Genomic DNA, 17,497 nt, shown 5'->3' on the forward strand with positions numbered 1-17,497 from the left:
CACGGATCAATGACATCCCCAATCCACGCCTCCATGAACTCCTGCCCTGGCACTGGAAAGCCCACCAGCAGGTCCACAATACCATCGCCGCCTGAATACGCCCGCGTCTCCCGCCGGATGCTTACATCGAATATGTCTCGGGAATTCTCTACCTCCTCCTTATGTGTACATGTTATGATGACACACAAGGAGGAGACCATGAGCGAGCATCTTTCAGATAACGCACCATCCCCACAGAAAATCGGAGTTCGAGAGTTCCGAGGAAACCTGACAGCGTATCTGCGTCAGGTCAGACAGGGCAGCACGATCTTAGTGACATCTCATGATGAGGTTGTCGCTGAACTGCGACCGCCGGCTCCTTCCTATCGTCCCCGCCGTCAGCCAGGAGCTCTTCGAGGACGCATCAGAATGAGCGAAGATTTTGATGAGACACCGCCGGACCTTCTTGAAAGTATGGAACGCGACCTGTGAAGGTTCTGCTTGATACGCATGCGTTGCTGTGGTGGCTTTCGGATTCCGACCGGCTGGGTGAGACTGCACGGGAAATCATCGCAGACCCGGTTCACGATATTCTGGTGAGTATCGTGTCACTCTGGGAAATTGCGATCAAAATCCGTATCGGAAAGCTGGATGCGGATATGAACGATATTCTGGCAGCCATTCCTGATGAAGGTTTCTCTCTATTACAAATACAGCCCGAACACCTGCAGATCCTGATGTCTTTGCCTCTGCATCATCGTGATCCGTTTGACCATCTCCTTATGGCGCAGGCGCAAGCTGAACACGCCACATTTCTTTCGGAAGACGGACAAATGGATCATTACCCCATCAAGCGAATACACTGTTCGTGAAGCAGAAACTGCCGTCAGAACACGCCTACATGTCGGACATACAGGCGGGTGGGACAGTGTCCCGAAGGCTGACATTGTAACGGTCACGGGTGATCGTCAGGCCAGACCGTCGCGTAGCTCGCGCTGAACGCGGCGGACATCCCTTGCGGGAGGCTGACCGAAGAAGCGTGTATATTCCCGAGTGAACTGGGACTGGCTTTCATACTCCACCTTGTAAGCCACCGCAGCGGTGCTTTGGGCGACGCTTCGTAAATCACCAACTCTATTGCCGGCGGCAGCATAATCGAGCGCCGCTTGCCCGGTGCTAAAAGATGAAATGCCATAAGCCTCGAGTAACGCGCGAAAGTTGGTGATGCCCTGAGGGGCGGCATATCATGGCGGTGTTCAGACGCCGTCAATTCTCAGCCGAGAAAGGGATATGCCACATGTCGGAGACTACCATCAGCACGCTGCCCGATCCATCGGGGTTTTCGCCGGATCCGTTGACGGACCTCATCCGCGAGGGTGCGCGCAAGCTGATTGAACAAGCCGTTGAGGCCGAGCTGGCCACGCTCCTTGCCGCGTTCGCCGAGGATAGGCTTGATGACGGCCGGGCCAGGCTGGTCCGGCACGGACATTTGCCGGAGCGCGAAATCCTGACCGGGATCGGCCCGGTCACCGTGAAGGTGCCGCGGGTGCGGGATCGCAAGCCAGGGGCGGACAGGATCACCTTCACGCCCGGCATCCTGCCGCGCTATTTGCGCAAGGCGAAGTCGGTCGAGGAGCTGCTGCCTTGGCTGTACCTGAAGGGCGTATCCACCGGCGATTTCGGCGAAGCGCTGGCCGCCCTGCTTGGGCCGGACGCCAAGGGCCTGTCGGCCAAGACCGTCACCCGCCTGAAAGCCGACTGGTGGTCTGAGTACGAGGCTTGGGAAAAGCGCGACCTCGGCAACCGGCGGTTCCTCTATATTTGGGCTGACGGGGTTTACTTCAAGCCGAGGATGTCCGAGGAAAAACAATGCGTTCTGGTGATCATCGGGGCGGATGAATACGGCCGCAAGGAACTCTTGGCCATGACCGACGGCTTCCGCGAAAGCACCCAGAGCTGGCGTGAAGTGCTGCTCGATCTCAAGCGGCGCGGCCTCACGCAGGACCCGAAGCTGGCCATTGGCGACGGCGCCCTGGGGTTCTGGACGGCCCTGCGCGAGGTCTTCGTCACGACGCAGGAACAGCGATGCTGGCTGCACAAGACAATGAACGTGCTGAATGCGTTGCCGAAGTTGGTGCAGCCGAAGGCCAAGGCGCACCTGCACGACATCTGGCAGGCCGAAACCCGGGCCGACGCGACGGCCGCCTTCGGCTTCTTCGTCGACGCTTACGGCGCGAAGTGGGACAAGGCGGTGGCCAAGCTGGTCAAGGATCGTGACGCGCTGCTGACCTTCTACGACTACCCGGCCGAACACTGGAAGCACATCCGTACGTCAAACCCAATCGAGAGCACTTTCGCGACGGTCAGGCACCGGACGAAACGCACCACGGGCTGCCTCAGCCGGAAGACCGGGCTGGCCATGGCGTTCAGGCTGATGATGTCGGCACAGAAGAAATGGCGGAAGCTCGACGGCCGGAACCGCCTGCCAGAGGTCATCAGCGGGGTTGAGTTCCGCGACGGCGTACGCCACCTTCAAGCTGCCGCCTGATCAAGCGTCACCAACTTTCGCGCATACCTCGGGAGTGTGAAGGCATGGGTCAAATCTCGATGAAAATTTCCGCCCTACCCGGGTCAGTTCTCAGTGAAAATCAACAGACGGATGACAAGGTGGATTTCATCATCCGTTCGGTGGATGAACTGGCCCGCAATCCGGGCCCCATGATGCAGGCCTACATGTGTGATCCGAAGACGGCACGCTTCCGGGCCGAAGGCGCCCCCGGCATGGGCGGCCGGTAGCCAGTATCCCACGCGCCATGTCAGGACCCGGCGCCAGCGGGCACGGCATGGCCGAGCGGATGCATGAGGCGGTTTGCCCAGCCGAAAATCGCTATGACGTGGATCAGGTCGAGAATGTCGCCATCCGACAGGCCGGCCCTGCGCAGGGCTGACACATGTGCGCCCGTTGCGGCCGGGGGCGTGCGGGACAGCGCGCAGGAAAACGCCCATATCGCCTGTTCACGCGCGGAAAGGAGGTTGGGGCGGCCATGCCATAATGCCGTGATGACAGCATCGCTTTTCATGAGTTCGGCCAGGCGCCGGCCATGGATCATGGCACAGTAGCGGCAGCCATTGACCACCGATGCCGCCAGGGCGCCCAGTTCGCGTTCCGCGCGTGGAATGCCATCTTTGGCATACATGATGGCATTGAACAGTTCGGTTCTGGCCCTGTAGCTCTCCGGGTCATGCGCAAGCGTGCGGACATAGGGGGAGATCCTGGTGGAGGACGGGGTGACCTTCATCGCCTCCAGTTGGGCTGCACTTGCGTCTTCCAGCCTGACGGGTTCAAGATAGGACACCCATTGCAGTGGCCTGATGCGGATCCTGGGCAGCATGGCATCACGCCTTGAGCAGTCGCAGGCCGGCGGTGATCCGGCACTGGTAGTTGACGAAGGCAATCAGTTCCGACAGGGCCACGATCTGTGGCCTGTCCAGTCCCGCCGCTTCCAGCGCCACCAGTTGCCTTTCGGATGCGGCGGCATTGTCCATCGTGACAAGGTCGGCCTGCCGCGCCATGCCCGCAAGGGGTTCGGCCATGTCTGAACGCCCCGCCGCCAGGGCCAGGACCGCACCGTCCGGCGCAAGGGCGTGCAGGTGGCCGGCATAAAAGCGGGCCAGGGCTTCATCTTCGTTCAGCACGGCAATCCTGTGCGCCAGTGCCAGGCGTATGGAGGTATCAAGGCCATGGCAGTCTGCCGGCGCAAGCACGGCCTGCTGGCAGGCCTGTGTGCCCGCAACAAACCCTGCCTGTTCATGGCGTATGGTAAAAAGCCTGCTGCCGCATACCAGGCCCGCTGCCATGTCGATTGTGTCCTGCATATCGTGTGCCTCCGTGCACCGGGGTAAGGAAGAAGCCCTATCGGGCTGGTTTCATGTCAAAGGCGCGTACCCATCCATCCCCGCGCGGAACGAGGGAAATCCTTTTGGAATAGGCATAGGTTGCCGGTTCGATATAGAGAAAGACAACCGGGGCCTGCGTGCACATGGTACGGGTCGCCGCTGCATAGGCCTGTTCGCGCATGGTCTGGTCAAGTGTGGACTCCCCCGCCTTCAGCGCCGCATCGAATGTGGGGTCGCTCCAGTAGGAATAGGCATTGCCGGTCTGGAACAGCTTCAGGAATCCCGCAGCATCAAGGGTGGGCCAGGCCTGCCCCAGCAGCGAGACGGGGGAGAGGTCGTGGGCTTTCCTGTAGCGGGCGAGATAGGTCGCGAAATCAATCATCCGGATCCGTGTCCTGATCCCCACGGCGTTGAACATGGCCTGTATGGCAAGGGCCACTTCCTCACCCTGGAGGTAACTGCCGCGCGGGATGTCGAATTCAAAGGGCCGGGAGAGGTCAACGCCGCTTTCGGCAATCAGTCGCCTGGCCCGTTGCGGGTCGTATCCATATCCCGGCAGGTCCCTGTTGTAGCCAAAGTAATCGGGTGTCAGGACCTCGCAGCCCGAAGGCGTGGCATGGCCGTCAAAGATGGTGTCGGCAATTGTCTGCTTATCAATGGCATAATTCAGGGCCTGCCTGAATTGTGCGTTGTCGAATGGCGGTTTTTCCGTATTCAGTTTGATGAATACGGTCCTGCTGGAGGGTACGGCCCCTGCAGTCGCACCACCATGGCTGTTGATCTGCCCGATCTGGTTGGTGGGAAATTTTGAAACGTAATCCACCTCTCCCGCCTGCAGGGCATACAGCGCGGTATTCGTTTCCGGAATGATGCGGTAGATGGCCCGGTCGAATGCCGGTCGTGGCCCGTAATAATCAGGATTGGCATGCAGGCTGACATGGTCACCGGGGACGATTTCGTCCACGATATAGGGACCACCGGATGAAACCTCATGCGCCGGATCATGCGTGCGCGCCCATTTTGGCGGCAGGAGGAACATCATGGACAGTTGTGCCGGAAGGGCCGGATAGGGCGATGATGTCCTGATATCAAGCTGTGTTGGCGAAATGACCTGTACATCGGCGATCTGTGCGTACCACGATGCGACCGGCGTGACCTTCTGCCGGTTCAGGATGCGTTGGATGTTCCATTTTACGGTTTGCGCATCAATGGGTTCGCCATCCGTGAACCGTGCACCCGCACGGAGGGTGAAATGCCACACCGTGTCACTGCCTGCATGCCATTGCGTTGCCAGTGAAGGGACAAGCGTGCCATCGGGTGCGCGTAGCAGGAGCGAGGGGTAGATGTTGCTCATGACCGACAGGTCGGTACCGATCGAGTTGGTCTGGTCAGGGTCAAAGGTGTTGATTTCCCCCGCAAGGGCAATCGTGACCGTACTGGCGCAGGCCGGCTGCGCGAGGGCTGTCAGGCTGCCTGCAAGCAGCAGCCAGAGAGTGGTGGGGTGGATCATGCGGCGGTTCCGGGGCATGTTTCTTGCCAGGTGCATCAGTGTTCGAGCACGAAATGGCCGGCCGTGACCTCGACCATTTCCGCCAGTCGGTCCGGTACGTTCGCATCGGCATTGAAACGGACGGGCCTGACATGGGGGCGCTCAGGATCGGGTATGGGGATCGCGGACAGCAGGGAGCGGGTGTAGGAATGCCGTGGGTCGGAAAAAATCTCTTCCGTGGGGGCAAGTTCCACAATCCGCCCCCGTAACATGACCGCCACGCGGTGGCACAGGTAGCGGATCATCGAAAGGTCATGGGAGATGAACAGGTAGGACAGGCCCATTTCCTGCCTGAGATCCTGGAACAGGTTGACGATCTGCGCCTGGATGGACACGTCAAGTGCGGTAATCGGTTCATCGGCCACGATGAACTCCGGCCCGAGCGCCAGTGCGCGTGCAATGCACAGGCGCTGGCGCTGGCCGCCAGAAAATTCGTGCGGGTAGCGGCGCATGAAGGAAGGGTCTAGCCCCACCTGCCGCAACAACGTTGCAACCCGGTCATCCATTTCCGGCCTGTTACGGCATATCCCCTGCACCAGCAGGGGTTCGGCAATAAAACTGCCGACCTGCCGGCGCGGGTTGAGGGCACCGTACGGGTCCTGGAAGATGGCCTGCATGCGCCGCCGCCATGGTTTCATGTCACGGTCGGACAGGCCGGAGATTTGTGTACCATCAAAAAAAACCGCGCCTTCATCCGCGCGTTCCAGGCCCAGCAGGACACGCCCCGTCGTGCTCTTGCCCGAACCGCTCTCGCCCACCAGCCCCATGGTTTCCCCCCTGTTGACGCACAGGGAGACCCCATTGAGCGCCGTAACGCCGCGGCCCCCCAGCCAGCCCTTCGTATAGCGGCGCACAAGGTCACGGACTTCAACCAGCGGGGCAGTGGCTTCAACCGGTACGGGGACGGACATCAGTGCAACTCCGGGTGGGTGGCCAGGATTTCGGGCAGGTCGTACCAGGCGGCCACCATGTGGCCGGGCGCGCCACCGGGAACCTGGCGCAGGGGCGGCACCTGCCGGTGGCAGCGTGCGGTTGCAAACCGGTTGCGCGGGGCAAAGGGATCCCCCGGCGGTGGATGCACCATGTTGGGGGGGCTGCCGGGAATCTGGTAGAGGCGCTGCGTCCCGTTGCCCGGTGCCCCGCCCGGCATGCAGCGTAGGAGTCCCCACGTATAGGCCGAGCGCGGATCATGAAAGACAGGCGAGATAGGCCCCCGTTCCATGATGCGCCCTGCGTACATGACCTGGATCGTGTCAGCGAGTTCGGCCACCACGCCCATGTCATGGGTGATCCATATGACGGTTGTGCCAAGGCGTTGCCTGATGTCGCGGATGAGGTCGATCACCTGTGCCTGCATCGTGACATCAAGGGCCGTGGTCGCCTCATCGGCGATCAGGAGGGCGGGATTGCAGGCAAGGCCGATTGCAATCATGACCCGCTGGCGCATGCCACCGGAAAATTCATGCGGATAATGCGACAGCCGGCCCGCGGGGTCCGGTATGCCCACCAGTTCCAGCAGTTCGGCGGCCCGGGCGCTGGCCTGCGGGCGGTTCATGCCGGTGTGGCGCTGCAGGACCTCCCTGATCTGGCGGCCTATGGTCAGGACCGGGTTGAGCGAGGACATCGGATCTTGGAAAACCATGCCGATGTCCCGCCCCCTTATGTCGCGCAGCGCCCGTTCGGGCAGGCGCAGCAGGTCGTGCCCGCGGAACAGCACCTCGCCCGATACGACACGGGCCGCAGGCGAGGAGAGCAGTCCCAGCATGGCCATGACATGCACGCTTTTGCCCGACCCGCTCTCCCCCACGATCCCGAGTGTCTCGCCGGGCATCACGCTGTACGACAGGTCATTGACCGCATGCAGCGTGCCGGCGGGCGTGTCGAACACCACGCTGAGATTGCGGATCTCGATCAGGGGAGATGCCATGGCCGTGACTTCAGACCTCCAGGTAACCGCCAGGGTAGCGTGTCAGGTATTCATGCCCGTCCGCGGTGATGAGGATGGTATCGGAAATCTGGGTTGCTATGCCGTGTGCCGGAACGCGGAGGTTGGGTTCGAGCGTAAAGAGCATGCCGGGTTCGAGTATGATGTTTGTCCGGGCATCGAGCGAGGTATGTTCATGCGCGCCCAGGCCGATGGTATGACCGATGCGCCCGGGAATGTTGGCAGCGTAGCCTGCGCCGGAAAGCCGTCTTTTCGTAATGTGGAACAGTTCGGACAGGGGGGTGCCGGGTTTCATCACGCCTTCAATGTCCGCGCGGATGTCCAGAATGGTGTCGATGGCCCTGCGCCGGGCGGCGGGCAGCGGGCCAAAGGCCACCGTGCGTTCGATTTCGGCATGGATTCCGTTGGCGACAGCCCAGATGAAAACCGCCCCGACCTCCCCTTCGACCGGCCTGCGCAGGGTGGGGTTGTCGCAGTTGACGAACATGCGCTCGCCATAGAGCGTCCATGTCCACAGGCCGTTCTGCGCGCCCCCTTCCAGCGTGCCGAAATCGGCGACCTCCACATCCGGCATCCCGCACCACAGGCTGTTCATGGCTGCCATCGAGGCGGTGGACACCTCGCGTTCATTCCCACGCGCGGCCATGGCACTGACTGCCGCTTCCATGCCCCGGTCCGCCAGACTTGCGGCAATGCGGGCATGCGCGATCTCGTCAGGGTCCTTGACCAGCCGTACCCGGTCGATCATGGCGCTGGCATCGACAAGGCGGGCATCGGGAACAAGGTCTTCCATCACCCGGTAACGCGCAACGGGCATGTGGTTATATTCCAGGGCGATCCGGCCGGCGGACAGCTTTTTTTCGGCAAGGATGCCGCCCAGTGCTGCCATCCATGTCGGCCCCATCGTGACCTTTGTCGACCATGCGCCATAAAGGCGGATATCGGTGACAAAGCTCTCGCGGCGCCCGTGGTCATCGCGCAGGGCATGGACAAGAAGGACCGGTTCCCCATCACATGGGAGCACGACCACGACCGGATGTGAATAGATGATCGGGTTGAAGCCTGTCAGGAGAAACGTATTCTCGGGCTTGAAACAGATCAGGGCGTCAACGCCGGCTTCGGCCATGGCGGTCTTGAGCCGCGTAATGCGGGGGGGCAGGTCGGTCATCGGTTGCTCCATGTCTTGGGGTCGAGGTAATCACGCAGCCAGTCGCCAAAAAGATTGATCCCCAGCACGCTCAGCACGATCGCAAGCCCGGGGAAGGTGACGACCCACCAAGCGGTGGAAATGTAGACGCGCCCTTCGGCCAGGATCTGGCCCCAGTCGGGGGCGGGGGGCTGCACGCCCAGCCCGAGGAAGGACAGGGCGGCGATCATGATGATGATCCGTGCCAGTTCCAGCGTTGCCACCACCAGGGCCGGGGTCAGGACATTGGGCAGGATGTGCCGCGACATGATCCACCATGACGATGCCCCCACCGCGCGTGCGGACAGCACGAATTCCCGCTCACGCAGGCTGAGTACCTGTGCGCGGATGATCCGGGCGTAGCGTGTCCATGATGTCAGGGCGAGAACCACGATGACATTGCCTGTCGAGGGGCCAAGCACTGCCACGACCAGGAGTGCCAGCATCATGAGCGGAAAGGCCAGTTGCATGTCCACGATCCGCATGAGGGCCTGGTCGACGAGGCCGCCCATGAACCCGGACATGATCCCCGCTGTCGTGCCCATGACCGAACCCAGCATGACGGCGGCCATCGCCACCATCAGGGTCGTGCGCCCGCCATAGGCGATGCGCGAGAGGATATCGCGCCCTACGGCATCCGTGCCAAGCGGGTGCGCCCCGATCCAGTCCGGCGGCATGAGGCGTGCGGGCAGCACGACCATGGTGGGGTCTGGCAGCGTGCTCCACGGTGCCAGCACGGACACCATGATGAAAAGGAAGACGAGCCCGAACCCCAACAGGCCGGAGCGTGAGCGGATGAGGGCGGAAAAGAAGGTCTTCATCATGCCCCTAACGCTGCCGGCCGATACGCGGGTCAAGAAGGCGATACTGCAGATCAACCGCCAGGTTGATAAGGACGAAAATCGTGGCCTCGACAAAGACGGCGGCCTGTATGACCGGGAAATCATTGCCTTCGATCGCCTGGATGGTCAGGCGCCCGATGCCCGGCCAGCCGAACACGGTTTCCGTCACGACGGAACCGCCCAGCAACTCCCCCGAAAGGATCGCGGTCATCGTCGCGACAGGGATCAGCGCGTTGCGCGCGATATGCCAGAAGAAGATCGTGCCCGGATAAAGCCCCTTGGCGCGGGCGGTGCGGATATAGTCTTCCTTCAGGATGTCCAGGATGGAAGAGCGCAGCAGGCGCGCGATCGCGGCACTGACAAACACCGCAAGCGTGGCGCATGGCAGCACCAGGTTGGAGAAATGTCCGTATCCCCCCGCCGGCAGCCAGTGCAGGTCGGCCGCGAACCACAGGATCAGCATGATCCCGAGCCAGAAGACCGGCGTGGCCTGCCCCAGCAGCGCAAGTGTCATGATGACCAGTTCCGTCATGCTGCCCTTGCGCAGGGCGGCAATGGCGCCGGCCGTGCATCCCAGCGTCATGCCGGCCGCCATCGCGCACAGGGCAAGCAGCACGGTTGCGGGCAGCCGCTCCATGACAACCTGCATGGCGGAACGGTTGAAGAGGAAGCTGTTGCCGAAATCACCGTGCAGGATGCCGCCAATGTAATGGAAGTACTGCGCCCATAGCGGCAGGTCGAGGCCGAACTGGTGGTTCAGGGCCGCGATCTGTGCATCGGTGGCGCCTATGGGTACAAAAAGCGTTGCCGGATCCCCGATGATGCGGGTGACAAAAAAGACGATCGTCACTACGCCCCATATCGAAAACAGGGATTCCGCCACCTTCCTGAAGATGAAACGGCCCATGCGGCTACGTCCCGGCCCGCGAACGCGCACGGCATTCCGGGCCCATGCGGCCTGCGTGGTGAGGGAGCGAGGGGGACGGATGCATCAGGAGACCGGCAGTGGGGAATCCACCCACTCATCACCAGACAGTTCCGCATCCGCAAATGTGACAAGGCTGTTGTAGTAGGTCGCGCGATCATCCACGAAAAGGGAGCCGATGATATGCCTGACCAGGCGCTCGGCACCGTCGCTTATGGCGGGGATGTCACCGCTGACCTTCCCGTGGGACAGCGTTGCGGGGAAGCAGAAACAGTGGATGAAACGCAGGGACGGGCATTCACCGGGTTTTTTTTCAAGAAATTCAAATCCCTTGCCCAGATCAGGGGAATACTGCAGTTCCGCATTGAGGGTGCCTGATGGCATGTCCTGTGGTTCCGGCGTGAAGCGGTCCTTCCAGAAGCGGATGTATGGGGCGATACCGGACAGTTCCGGCCGCCTGGCCAGGTCAACGCAGAATCCTGTCGCGGCGATGATGAAATCGGCTTCCATCGTACCGCGTGACGTATCGATGCGTACACCGCCTGCCGTAGCGGCAAGGGAGAGGATTTCGCAGCCGAGGTGAAAGAAGCCGTTGGGGTGGCGTGAGACGCGCAGCACGCTGGAGCGTGGCGGCGGGGTCTGGGCGGACAGGACACAGTCCAGAAACCGCCATTTCCAACCGTCGGGCAGGCTTTCAAAGCCCAGTACGACACCCATGCTGCCGATACCGGTGAATTTGTTGACCCGGGGCAGGTCCGGGCGCCGTATCAGCATGTCCACGCGGCCTGCGCCACTTTCCAGCGCAACAGCGGCGTTGTCCATGGCGGAAGCGCCGGCCCCCACGACCGCAACGCGCTTTCCCTTCAGTGCCTCAAAGTCAATCATGCCGGCGGAGTGGGACCACAGGTTGCGCGGAAGGGCTGCGATGACTGGCGGCACATAGCCCCCGCCCAGTCCGTCACGGCCGGTGGCCAGGACAAGGTGCCTGCAGACAAGGGTTTCGGGCCTGCCGCCCGAGGTCAGCTGGAGGGAGACAAGGCCGTCATCGCGCAGGGAAATATTATCGAGTACAACCCCGTTGCGGACCGGCAGTTCCAGGACTTCGCGCAGCCAGACCAGGTAGTCCATCCACATGCCGGTTGGAATCCGGCCCAGCGTCTCCCACGCGGCCGTGCCAAAACAGGCTTCGTACCAGGCGCGGAAAGTCAGGCTGGCCAGGCCCATGCACGGTCCTGCCAGTGTCTTGGGGGAACGGAGCGTTTCCATGCGGGCATAGGTGCGCCATGGCCCCTCACGCCCCGCGGGGGCACGGTCAAGGACGACATGGTTGTCCACGCCATAACGCCGCAGATACCCCGAAACGGTCAGCCCCGCCATGCCGCCGCCAATAACGACAACATCCATGACCCGCCCGCCATCGGCGCTGTGCGGCACCACCCAAGAGCGGCAGGGCTGGTCAAGCCATGACAGGTCCTGGTGGACCCGATCCTTCAGTTGCGCCAGCCCGGCTGGATTTTTAGCAGGTTCATGGATCGACATTCTCATTCCTTTATCAAAACCTGACCCTGAACACGGTAGGCGGATGGTCGCACCAGACATGGTGCCGTACTGTCTGTTCTGTGCAGACAGGATAATTCATATCTGTCATTATAAAAGAATTATATTGCATATAACTCATCATGAAGAAGGGAGAACCCTCCGCCATGCCCCGGTCCCCTCGCGCGCGCGCCGCCTTTACCGCGCCCTGTTTCCGGTCTACCCTTTGCCAATGGTAGCAGATGTCCCTGATTTGCGGCAGATCGAAGCCTACTGCGCCGTAATGACGTCAGGCAGCATGACAGGGGGCGCGCGCCTGCTCGGGCGTTCCCAGTCAATGATTACGCGCCTTATACAGGATCTGGAAATCTCGCTTGGTTTTGCCCTGTTCCATCGCAACGGGCCACGGATCACGGCAACCGATCAGGGAATCCGCTTCCACCGTGAAGCGCAGGTTCTGCTCGGCACCGTCAACAGGTTGCAGGAAAATGCCCGCGCCATAGCCCGTAATGCCGAAAGTTCCCTGCTTGTTGCGGGCACATTCGCGCTGGCGGCCGGACTGTACCCGCGGGCGATCGGTCGCCTGCCCGGGGCGCTGCTGCCCGGCACGCTGCATGTCCAGTCGGCATCCGCTCAGGAAGTCATACACATGGTGGCGCGCAAGGAAGCCAATCTCGGGATCGTAAGCTTTCCGTTCAATAATCTCGGGGTGGAACTTGCATGGATAGGGGAGGCGGACTGCGTGATGGCGCTGTCGGCCCATGACGAACTGGCCGCGTGCGAGACAATAGACATCGCCAGCCTTTCGGGGCGGCGGATACTGACCATGGCCGATCCGTTCCGTATCCGCAGTAGGATAGAGCGCGCCCTGGCGCAGAGCAACGTGATACCCGCGGGCATTACGGATTCCAACATGGCGATCATCCTGTTTCGCCTTGCGTGCGAGGGGCTGGGTGTTGCGATCCTCGATCCGGTTACGGCAAGGAGCCATAAGGATCCCGGCATTGTCATCAGGCCGCTGAATGTCCGTATTCCTTATTTCTTTTCCGTCGTAACACCGGGCGGCGTGGCATCCTCTGCTGGCATCAACGAACTGACCAGCCTGCTGCGGCAGGAAGCGCAGGCCATGCTGCCTGATGTGCGTTTTCATGATGGGGACAGCACCATCCTGCCTGATGGGGAACCCGAGGGTACGGATCCCATGCTGCGCCCGCTCGATACCTGATGGCGTAATCAGCCTGGCAGCCCCTGCTTTTCCAGAAAACGGGATACCAGTTGCAGCGCGACCGGACCGGGTACGCCATGGTTGGCATCGGCCACGATCTCAAGCGTGGCATGCGGAATGCGGCTGGCGATCAGGCGTGACTGGTCAGGTGGGCAGATCCAGTCCTGTGCCCCGCAGAACACGAGTGTCGGGCAGGGGATGGCGGCAAGCCTGTCAACCACATCATATGAATGATCGGCAAACAGGTCATTATGTACGCGCGCGTTGTACCGCACCCGTGAGACATGCGAAAGCATCCTGTCCAGATCAACGCTTTTCGGGTCTTCGGCATAAAGGGGGGCGAGGGCGAACATGATGAGGCGGAATTCCTCATCATTTTCAATGGTCGGGGTGAACAGTTTGTCCAGCATGCCTTCCGTTGCCATCGGTGCCCTGGATGCACGGGCCCGGAAGCTCTCCAGCGCCCCGATTTCGTGATGCCAGCTTGGCGCGGTGCCGCGCAGGATCAGGGCTGCCAGGTGATCGGGATGGGTAATGGCATAACTGAGCGCGATCATCCCGCCAAAGGAACCGCCAAGCAGGACAATCCGCCTGCCCCCACACAGGTCCTGGCGGATGGTTTCGATATCCCGCACCATCTGGGAAAAGGTGAAGGGGGGTAAGGCTTCGGATTCCCCATGCCCGCGCATGTCAAAGCCAATGATACGAAAGGCGCCGGCAAGCGGGGCGTAGGTTTCAAACACGCCCTCGTGCGTTCCAAAACCACGCCCCCCGTGCAGCACAATCAGCGGCATGCCATCATGCGGGCCGATGGATGACATGGCCAGCATGGCACCATTTATCCTGACATGCATGGTTTCGGGCTTCCATGCCCCGCCTGCGTGGCCTGGCGGTGCAGGCATTGCGGGCGCCGCACCTGCCGCAGTTGCAATGGACCCTGTCATGAACACTCTCCTGCTGATGCGCATGGGGGCCTGATCCGCGGATCAGAAACCGGTTGAGAAATTGGCGACCACGGCAAATGCCCCGCCAAGGTAATAGGTGGGGGCGGAACCGGCAACGCTATGGCCGTTGACCACAACGGTCTTTGCATTCGTCTTCATGCTGTACACACCCGAAAGGTAATTGCTGTCGCCCACGTTGAGCAGGTTGACCTGGAAGGTGGTGTTATGAAGGCGCGCATAATCCTTCAGCCTGTAGCCCAGCGTGATGTTGGCAGTCTTGCGTGCGGGAATGCTTTCATCATCCATGAAGGTGGAATACTGCGAATCTATGTAGGAAAAATTCATGTTCCCGAAGAAGTGCCCGTCATCATAGGCCAGCCCCACGGAGGCTACGAATTTGGGGCTGAGCGGGGCGATTTTTCCTGCAGTTGGCAGGTAGTATCCGCCTACATTGATGTTGTTGTTCAGCACGGCATGTAGGTACTGGCCAGACAGGTATGGCGTAATATGATGCCACGGGCGCAGGCCGATCTCTGCTGAAATGCCGCGTGTGGTCTGCCCGCCGGCATTGAGATAGGCAGTTGTCAGCGCACCTGAAAGGTAGGTGCTGGTCGAGATCTGGCGGTTGGTGAAGTTGTAGTTGAACAGCGAGACAGATGCCGTAACAAACCCCCTGTGCCGGAAACCCAGTTCCTCGGAAATCGAATATTCGTTCTTGAGGTTCGACGTGCCGGTGACGGCAACCTTGCCCGTGGCAATATTGTAGGAACTGAAATAGGCCGCATCGGTGGTGGGTGCCGAGAAGTTCGTGTTGGCATCAAAGAAGACGGAATTGTCAGGGTCTATGTGATAGATCATCTCCAGCCGCGGCAGATAGGTCGTCGAGCTGCTCTGGATGCGGTAGGGGGCGCCAATCAGTTCATTGGTTCCGGTCCGGTCGAGGTAAACGAGTTTGAACCCCCCCGTGATTTCCAGGCGGTCATGTAGCAGCTTGAGGGTATCGCGGATGAAGAAGCTGTGCAGGTTCTGGTGGAAATGCAGGTCCTTGCTGGCCAGTACGTCCCCCGATGCGGTCGTGATGGGGTCGCGTCCGGTTATGCTTGTAACGGTGCCGTCATCGTAGACGGGCACATAGGACGTAAGGGATGACTGTGTCAGGTTGCTGTACCAGTAACCGACCGACAGGTCATTGTAATGTGTCCTGTAATTCAGCGCCGCATAGACGCCGGCGGTATACTGGGCGTATCCGGCGACCGAAGCGACGGTCTCCTTGCCGTTGACCAGATTGGTCAGGCCCAGATTCCCCGCCGGTTGCGTGCCGTTATAGCTTGCGGTGTTGGAGAGGGTGGTGCCGCTGTCAACCGCGCCACTCATCCACATGTAATAGGGCGTGATATCAAACGAGACCTGCTTTGACGCAACCAGATGCACCGGCGCGGAGATACGCATGGTGGAACGGTCCTGCCCGTACAGACCATAATAATTGGTTGCGCCGTTGGTATAGGTTCCGGAATAGTTGTACGACTTCCCGTACTCCTGCCATTGCGCCAGGGTCGGGTTTGTCAGCCTGTCGGCAAAGGAGCGGTTATAGGTCACGACAACGGTTGCCGAATTGCCCGCGCCCCAGTCTTTTACCGCCTTGAAGTCAACATGATAGCGGTTATTGGTGCCCGGGCCACGCCAGTTGTTGTTGGTCGTGTAGGAAAACGAGGTGAACGTACGGATGCCCGTATTACCGATCGATCCGGTATCAAAACGCAGAAAATCCTTGTTCGTAAGGTGATTGCCCATGGAGAAGCCGAACTGGCCGCCCATTTTTCTGGAGGGATCGCGCAACTGCTGGGTTATCGTTCCGCCCACGGCATTATAGACCGGAGCGGCAATGGATGCACTGCCCTGGGCTACATCGATGCGGCCGATATTTTCGGAATCTGCCCATTCGGATGTATCGGGCAGATTATAAAAGGCATCTGCCGCGGGCATGCCTTCGAACAGGAAGCCGATTTCGTTTCCATTCATGCCGCGCAGGCTGATCGTGCTGCGGTCGGAAATTCCCAGTGGATCGGAATCAGCAACGACCGCGCCCGGCAGCATGGCAACCAGTCCGAGCGTATTGCTTGTGGGGGACTGCTTTTGGATGAATTCGGATGTTACACTGCTCTGGGCGCGTGCCACAGTCTGGGGTGGCAAAAGCCCGCCCCCCGTTGCCGTATGGCGCGACGTGCTGACACTCAGGTGTTCCTGCTGTTGCGGTATGTCCGTCTCATGCTCATGGGCGGGCTTCGGGGCCACGTTGCCGTGAACATTCTTCAGATGTGCCGGCCGGTCGGTCTGGGCCACGGACGCGCCTGCGGGCAGGACAAAGATTGCCCCGAGAAACAGCACCTGCGCATACCGACAGGGCATGTCCGGACGTAGTGGAGTGGGAACACGCCTGTCTGAGGGAGGCGCCACTCTGAGTGCTGCGGATACAGACATCAGAAATCCTTTTTGATTTATGCCTTGATGTTCAAGGATGTTTTGCGCGTGCGCCTTACGCTCGATCGGCATGATTATTGTTACGATACCGCACCTATATTCAGGTGCAATCTTTTTTGCGTTTCTTGCAACAAGAATCGTATTATATGTATAATACGCATTATTGCGGACATGAGGAATCCTTGGAAAGCACTGTCATCCATTGCGGGGGAACAAGATCGTGAGGGGATATTTCACTATTTAAAATTGTTTAATATACGCGAAAAACAGGAATATGAGCCAGTTTATGGTGAAAAAATCCCTGACATTCGGTTTTTCAGCCTCCTGATGATGCCCAATACGTATAATGACGCCCTGTTTATGTCAATAATTAATGTAATAAAAATATAATAACATATCAAATCGTTAATTACCGGATGGCCATGGCCGGGGGTAATGCGGGTGGGGCATGGCGCAACAGCAGGGGGAACTCCCGCTTCCGTCCGGTGCGTGGCACCGGCACGGGATGAACTGCCCCGGGTTTACCGGAGAGTAAAACTCTCGGAGGATGATCCCTATGGTAGAGAAGAAGAAGACATCGCGTTATTCGCCTGAGTTCCGTGAGCGCGCTGTGCGCCTTCTGGACGAGCATCGCTCGGATTACCCGAGCCTATCGGCGGCCTGTCGCGAGATTGGTGGCAAGCTGGGCTGCTCGGGCGACAGCCTGCACGACTGGTAGGAAGCAGGCCCGGCGGGACGCGGGTGCGCAACCGGGGCCGACCACGGCCGAGACGGCACGGATCAAGGCGTTGGAGCGTGAGATCCGTGAACTGCGTCAGGCCAATGAGATCCTCAAGAAGGCCTCGGCTTATTTTGCTCAGGCGGAGCTTGTCTTATGAGAACCCTCGGTTCCTGAGGCAAAAGGGAACCGCTACCCGGCACCGCAGCTGCGGTGCCGGGTAGTGGCGGGGGCGGCGCCGTGCGGAGCTTGGTCTTGCAGGACCGTGGTCGA

The 17,497-nt window shown here is 60.4% G+C and carries 17 protein-coding genes; 6 read left to right on the top strand and 11 right to left on the bottom strand.

Going from position 1 to position 17,497, the window contains the following annotated elements:
• Positions 1–132: 132 nt before the first annotated feature.
• The 4 genes from ACBR42_RS15640 to ACBR42_RS15655 all read left to right on the top strand — a co-directional run bounded on the left by ACBR42_RS15640 (position 133) and on the right by ACBR42_RS15655 (position 2,775).
• Complete coding sequence (locus tag ACBR42_RS15640; protein WP_371208621.1) at positions 133–471, top strand: type II toxin-antitoxin system Phd/YefM family antitoxin; 339 nt, start codon at positions 133–135, stop codon at positions 469–471.
• Complete coding sequence (locus ACBR42_RS15645) at positions 468–851, top strand: type II toxin-antitoxin system VapC family toxin (RefSeq protein ID WP_371208622.1); 384 nt, start codon at positions 468–470, stop codon at positions 849–851. The genes ACBR42_RS15640 and ACBR42_RS15645 overlap by 4 nt, the downstream gene beginning before the upstream one ends.
• A gap of 425 nt (positions 852–1,276) precedes the next feature.
• A complete protein-coding gene (locus tag ACBR42_RS15650; protein WP_371208623.1) occupies positions 1,277–2,527 on the top strand; it encodes an IS256 family transposase in 1,251 nt (416 codons plus the stop codon).
• Positions 2,528–2,646: 119 nt separating this feature from the next.
• Positions 2,647–2,775, top strand: coding sequence for a hypothetical protein (locus tag ACBR42_RS15655; protein ID WP_371208624.1), 129 nt, complete (start codon positions 2,647–2,649; stop codon positions 2,773–2,775).
• A 20-nt stretch (positions 2,776–2,795) separates the two neighbouring features.
• Here ACBR42_RS15655 and ACBR42_RS15660 read toward each other — a convergent pair whose 3' ends face one another.
• The 9 genes from ACBR42_RS15660 to ACBR42_RS15700 all read right to left on the bottom strand — a co-directional run bounded on the left by ACBR42_RS15660 (position 2,796) and on the right by ACBR42_RS15700 (position 11,862).
• Positions 2,796–3,371, bottom strand: a complete 576-nt coding sequence (locus tag ACBR42_RS15660) for a peroxidase-related enzyme (RefSeq protein WP_371208625.1) — start codon at positions 3,369–3,371, stop codon at positions 2,796–2,798.
• Positions 3,372–3,375: 4 nt separating this feature from the next.
• Positions 3,376–3,837 (bottom strand): hypothetical protein, encoded by a 462-nt coding sequence (locus tag ACBR42_RS15665; protein ID WP_200409999.1) that lies wholly within the window; start codon positions 3,835–3,837, stop codon positions 3,376–3,378.
• Positions 3,838–3,892: 55 nt separating this feature from the next.
• The gene (locus tag ACBR42_RS15670; protein ID WP_371208626.1) at positions 3,893–5,404 is read right to left on the bottom strand and encodes an ABC transporter substrate-binding protein; all 1,512 of its coding nucleotides are present in this window, start codon (positions 5,402–5,404) and stop codon (positions 3,893–3,895) included.
• Positions 5,405–5,421: 17 nt separating this feature from the next.
• Positions 5,422–6,336 carry an ABC transporter ATP-binding protein gene (locus ACBR42_RS15675; RefSeq protein WP_371208627.1) on the bottom strand — a complete coding sequence of 305 codons (915 nt, stop codon included), beginning with the start codon at positions 6,334–6,336 and terminating at the stop codon, positions 5,422–5,424.
• Positions 6,336–7,352 (bottom strand): ABC transporter ATP-binding protein, encoded by a 1,017-nt coding sequence (locus ACBR42_RS15680; RefSeq protein WP_371208628.1) that lies wholly within the window; start codon positions 7,350–7,352, stop codon positions 6,336–6,338. The genes ACBR42_RS15675 and ACBR42_RS15680 overlap by 1 nt, the downstream gene beginning before the upstream one ends.
• 10 nt (positions 7,353–7,362) lie before the next feature.
• The gene (locus ACBR42_RS15685) at positions 7,363–8,538 is read right to left on the bottom strand and encodes a M24 family metallopeptidase (RefSeq protein ID WP_371208629.1); all 1,176 of its coding nucleotides are present in this window, start codon (positions 8,536–8,538) and stop codon (positions 7,363–7,365) included.
• Entirely contained in the window at positions 8,535–9,380 is an 846-nt protein-coding gene (locus ACBR42_RS15690) for an ABC transporter permease (protein ID WP_007396026.1), read from the bottom strand. The genes ACBR42_RS15685 and ACBR42_RS15690 overlap by 4 nt, the downstream gene beginning before the upstream one ends.
• Before the next feature lie 4 nt (positions 9,381–9,384).
• Positions 9,385–10,305: an ABC transporter permease gene (locus ACBR42_RS15695; protein WP_039998194.1), complete on the bottom strand. Its 921-nt coding sequence runs from the start codon at positions 10,303–10,305 to the stop codon at positions 9,385–9,387.
• Between the two features lie 84 nt (positions 10,306–10,389).
• The gene (locus ACBR42_RS15700; RefSeq protein WP_371208630.1) at positions 10,390–11,862 is read right to left on the bottom strand and encodes an NAD(P)-binding domain-containing protein; all 1,473 of its coding nucleotides are present in this window, start codon (positions 11,860–11,862) and stop codon (positions 10,390–10,392) included.
• Positions 11,863–12,091: 229 nt separating this feature from the next.
• Between ACBR42_RS15700 and ACBR42_RS15705 the strand changes: the two genes are divergently transcribed.
• The gene (locus tag ACBR42_RS15705; protein WP_200409994.1) at positions 12,092–13,084 is read left to right on the top strand and encodes a LysR family transcriptional regulator; all 993 of its coding nucleotides are present in this window, start codon (positions 12,092–12,094) and stop codon (positions 13,082–13,084) included.
• Positions 13,085–13,092: 8 nt separating this feature from the next.
• On the opposite strand, the gene ACBR42_RS15710 is transcribed toward ACBR42_RS15705, so the two are convergent.
• Together ACBR42_RS15710 and ACBR42_RS15715 are read right to left on the bottom strand one after the other, a co-directional pair.
• A complete protein-coding gene (locus ACBR42_RS15710) occupies positions 13,093–14,028 on the bottom strand; it encodes an alpha/beta fold hydrolase (RefSeq protein WP_371208631.1) in 936 nt (311 codons plus the stop codon).
• A 42-nt stretch (positions 14,029–14,070) separates the two neighbouring features.
• A complete protein-coding gene (locus ACBR42_RS15715) occupies positions 14,071–16,434 on the bottom strand; it encodes a TonB-dependent receptor (protein WP_371208632.1) in 2,364 nt (787 codons plus the stop codon).
• 628 nt (positions 16,435–17,062) lie between these two features.
• On the opposite strand from ACBR42_RS15715, the gene ACBR42_RS15720 reads away from it, so the two are divergent.
• Positions 17,063–17,224 carry a hypothetical protein gene (locus tag ACBR42_RS15720; protein WP_371208633.1) on the top strand — a complete coding sequence of 54 codons (162 nt, stop codon included), beginning with the start codon at positions 17,063–17,065 and terminating at the stop codon, positions 17,222–17,224.
• Positions 17,225–17,497 lie beyond the last annotated feature (273 nt).

The sequence above is a fragment of the Komagataeibacter sp. SM21 genome (assembly GCF_041402665.1).
Classification (GTDB): domain Bacteria; phylum Pseudomonadota; class Alphaproteobacteria; order Acetobacterales; family Acetobacteraceae; genus Komagataeibacter; species Komagataeibacter saccharivorans.

Bases quoted from the DNA above. Each gene is read 5' to 3' on its own strand.
- ACBR42_RS15665 (WP_200409999.1), bottom strand. From the start codon at position 3,837: ATGGCAGCGGGCCTGGTATGCGGCAGCAGGCTTTTTACCATACGCCAT.
- ACBR42_RS15695 (WP_039998194.1), bottom strand. From the start codon at position 10,305: ATGGGCCGTTTCATCTTCAGGAAGGTGGCGGAATCCCTGTTTTCGATA.
- ACBR42_RS15675 (WP_371208627.1), bottom strand. From the start codon at position 6,336: ATGTCCGTCCCCGTACCGGTTGAAGCCACTGCCCCGCTGGTTGAAGTC.
- ACBR42_RS15710 (WP_371208631.1), bottom strand. From the start codon at position 14,028: ATGACAGGGTCCATTGCAACTGCGGCAGGTGCGGCGCCCGCAATGCCT.
- ACBR42_RS15690 (WP_007396026.1), bottom strand. From the start codon at position 9,380: ATGATGAAGACCTTCTTTTCCGCCCTCATCCGCTCACGCTCCGGCCTG.
- ACBR42_RS15650 (WP_371208623.1), top strand. From the start codon at position 1,277: ATGTCGGAGACTACCATCAGCACGCTGCCCGATCCATCGGGGTTTTCG.
- ACBR42_RS15720 (WP_371208633.1), top strand. From the start codon at position 17,063: ATGGTAGAGAAGAAGAAGACATCGCGTTATTCGCCTGAGTTCCGTGAG.
- ACBR42_RS15700 (WP_371208630.1), bottom strand. From the start codon at position 11,862: ATGTCGATCCATGAACCTGCTAAAAATCCAGCCGGGCTGGCGCAACTG.
- ACBR42_RS15715 (WP_371208632.1), bottom strand. From the start codon at position 16,434: ATGCCCTGTCGGTATGCGCAGGTGCTGTTTCTCGGGGCAATCTTTGTC.
- ACBR42_RS15670 (WP_371208626.1), bottom strand. From the start codon at position 5,404: ATGCCCCGGAACCGCCGCATGATCCACCCCACCACTCTCTGGCTGCTG.
- ACBR42_RS15640 (WP_371208621.1), top strand. From the start codon at position 133: ATGTCTCGGGAATTCTCTACCTCCTCCTTATGTGTACATGTTATGATG.
- ACBR42_RS15705 (WP_200409994.1), top strand. From the start codon at position 12,092: ATGGTAGCAGATGTCCCTGATTTGCGGCAGATCGAAGCCTACTGCGCC.
- ACBR42_RS15685 (WP_371208629.1), bottom strand. From the start codon at position 8,538: ATGACCGACCTGCCCCCCCGCATTACGCGGCTCAAGACCGCCATGGCC.
- ACBR42_RS15660 (WP_371208625.1), bottom strand. From the start codon at position 3,371: ATGCTGCCCAGGATCCGCATCAGGCCACTGCAATGGGTGTCCTATCTT.
- ACBR42_RS15680 (WP_371208628.1), bottom strand. From the start codon at position 7,352: ATGGCATCTCCCCTGATCGAGATCCGCAATCTCAGCGTGGTGTTCGAC.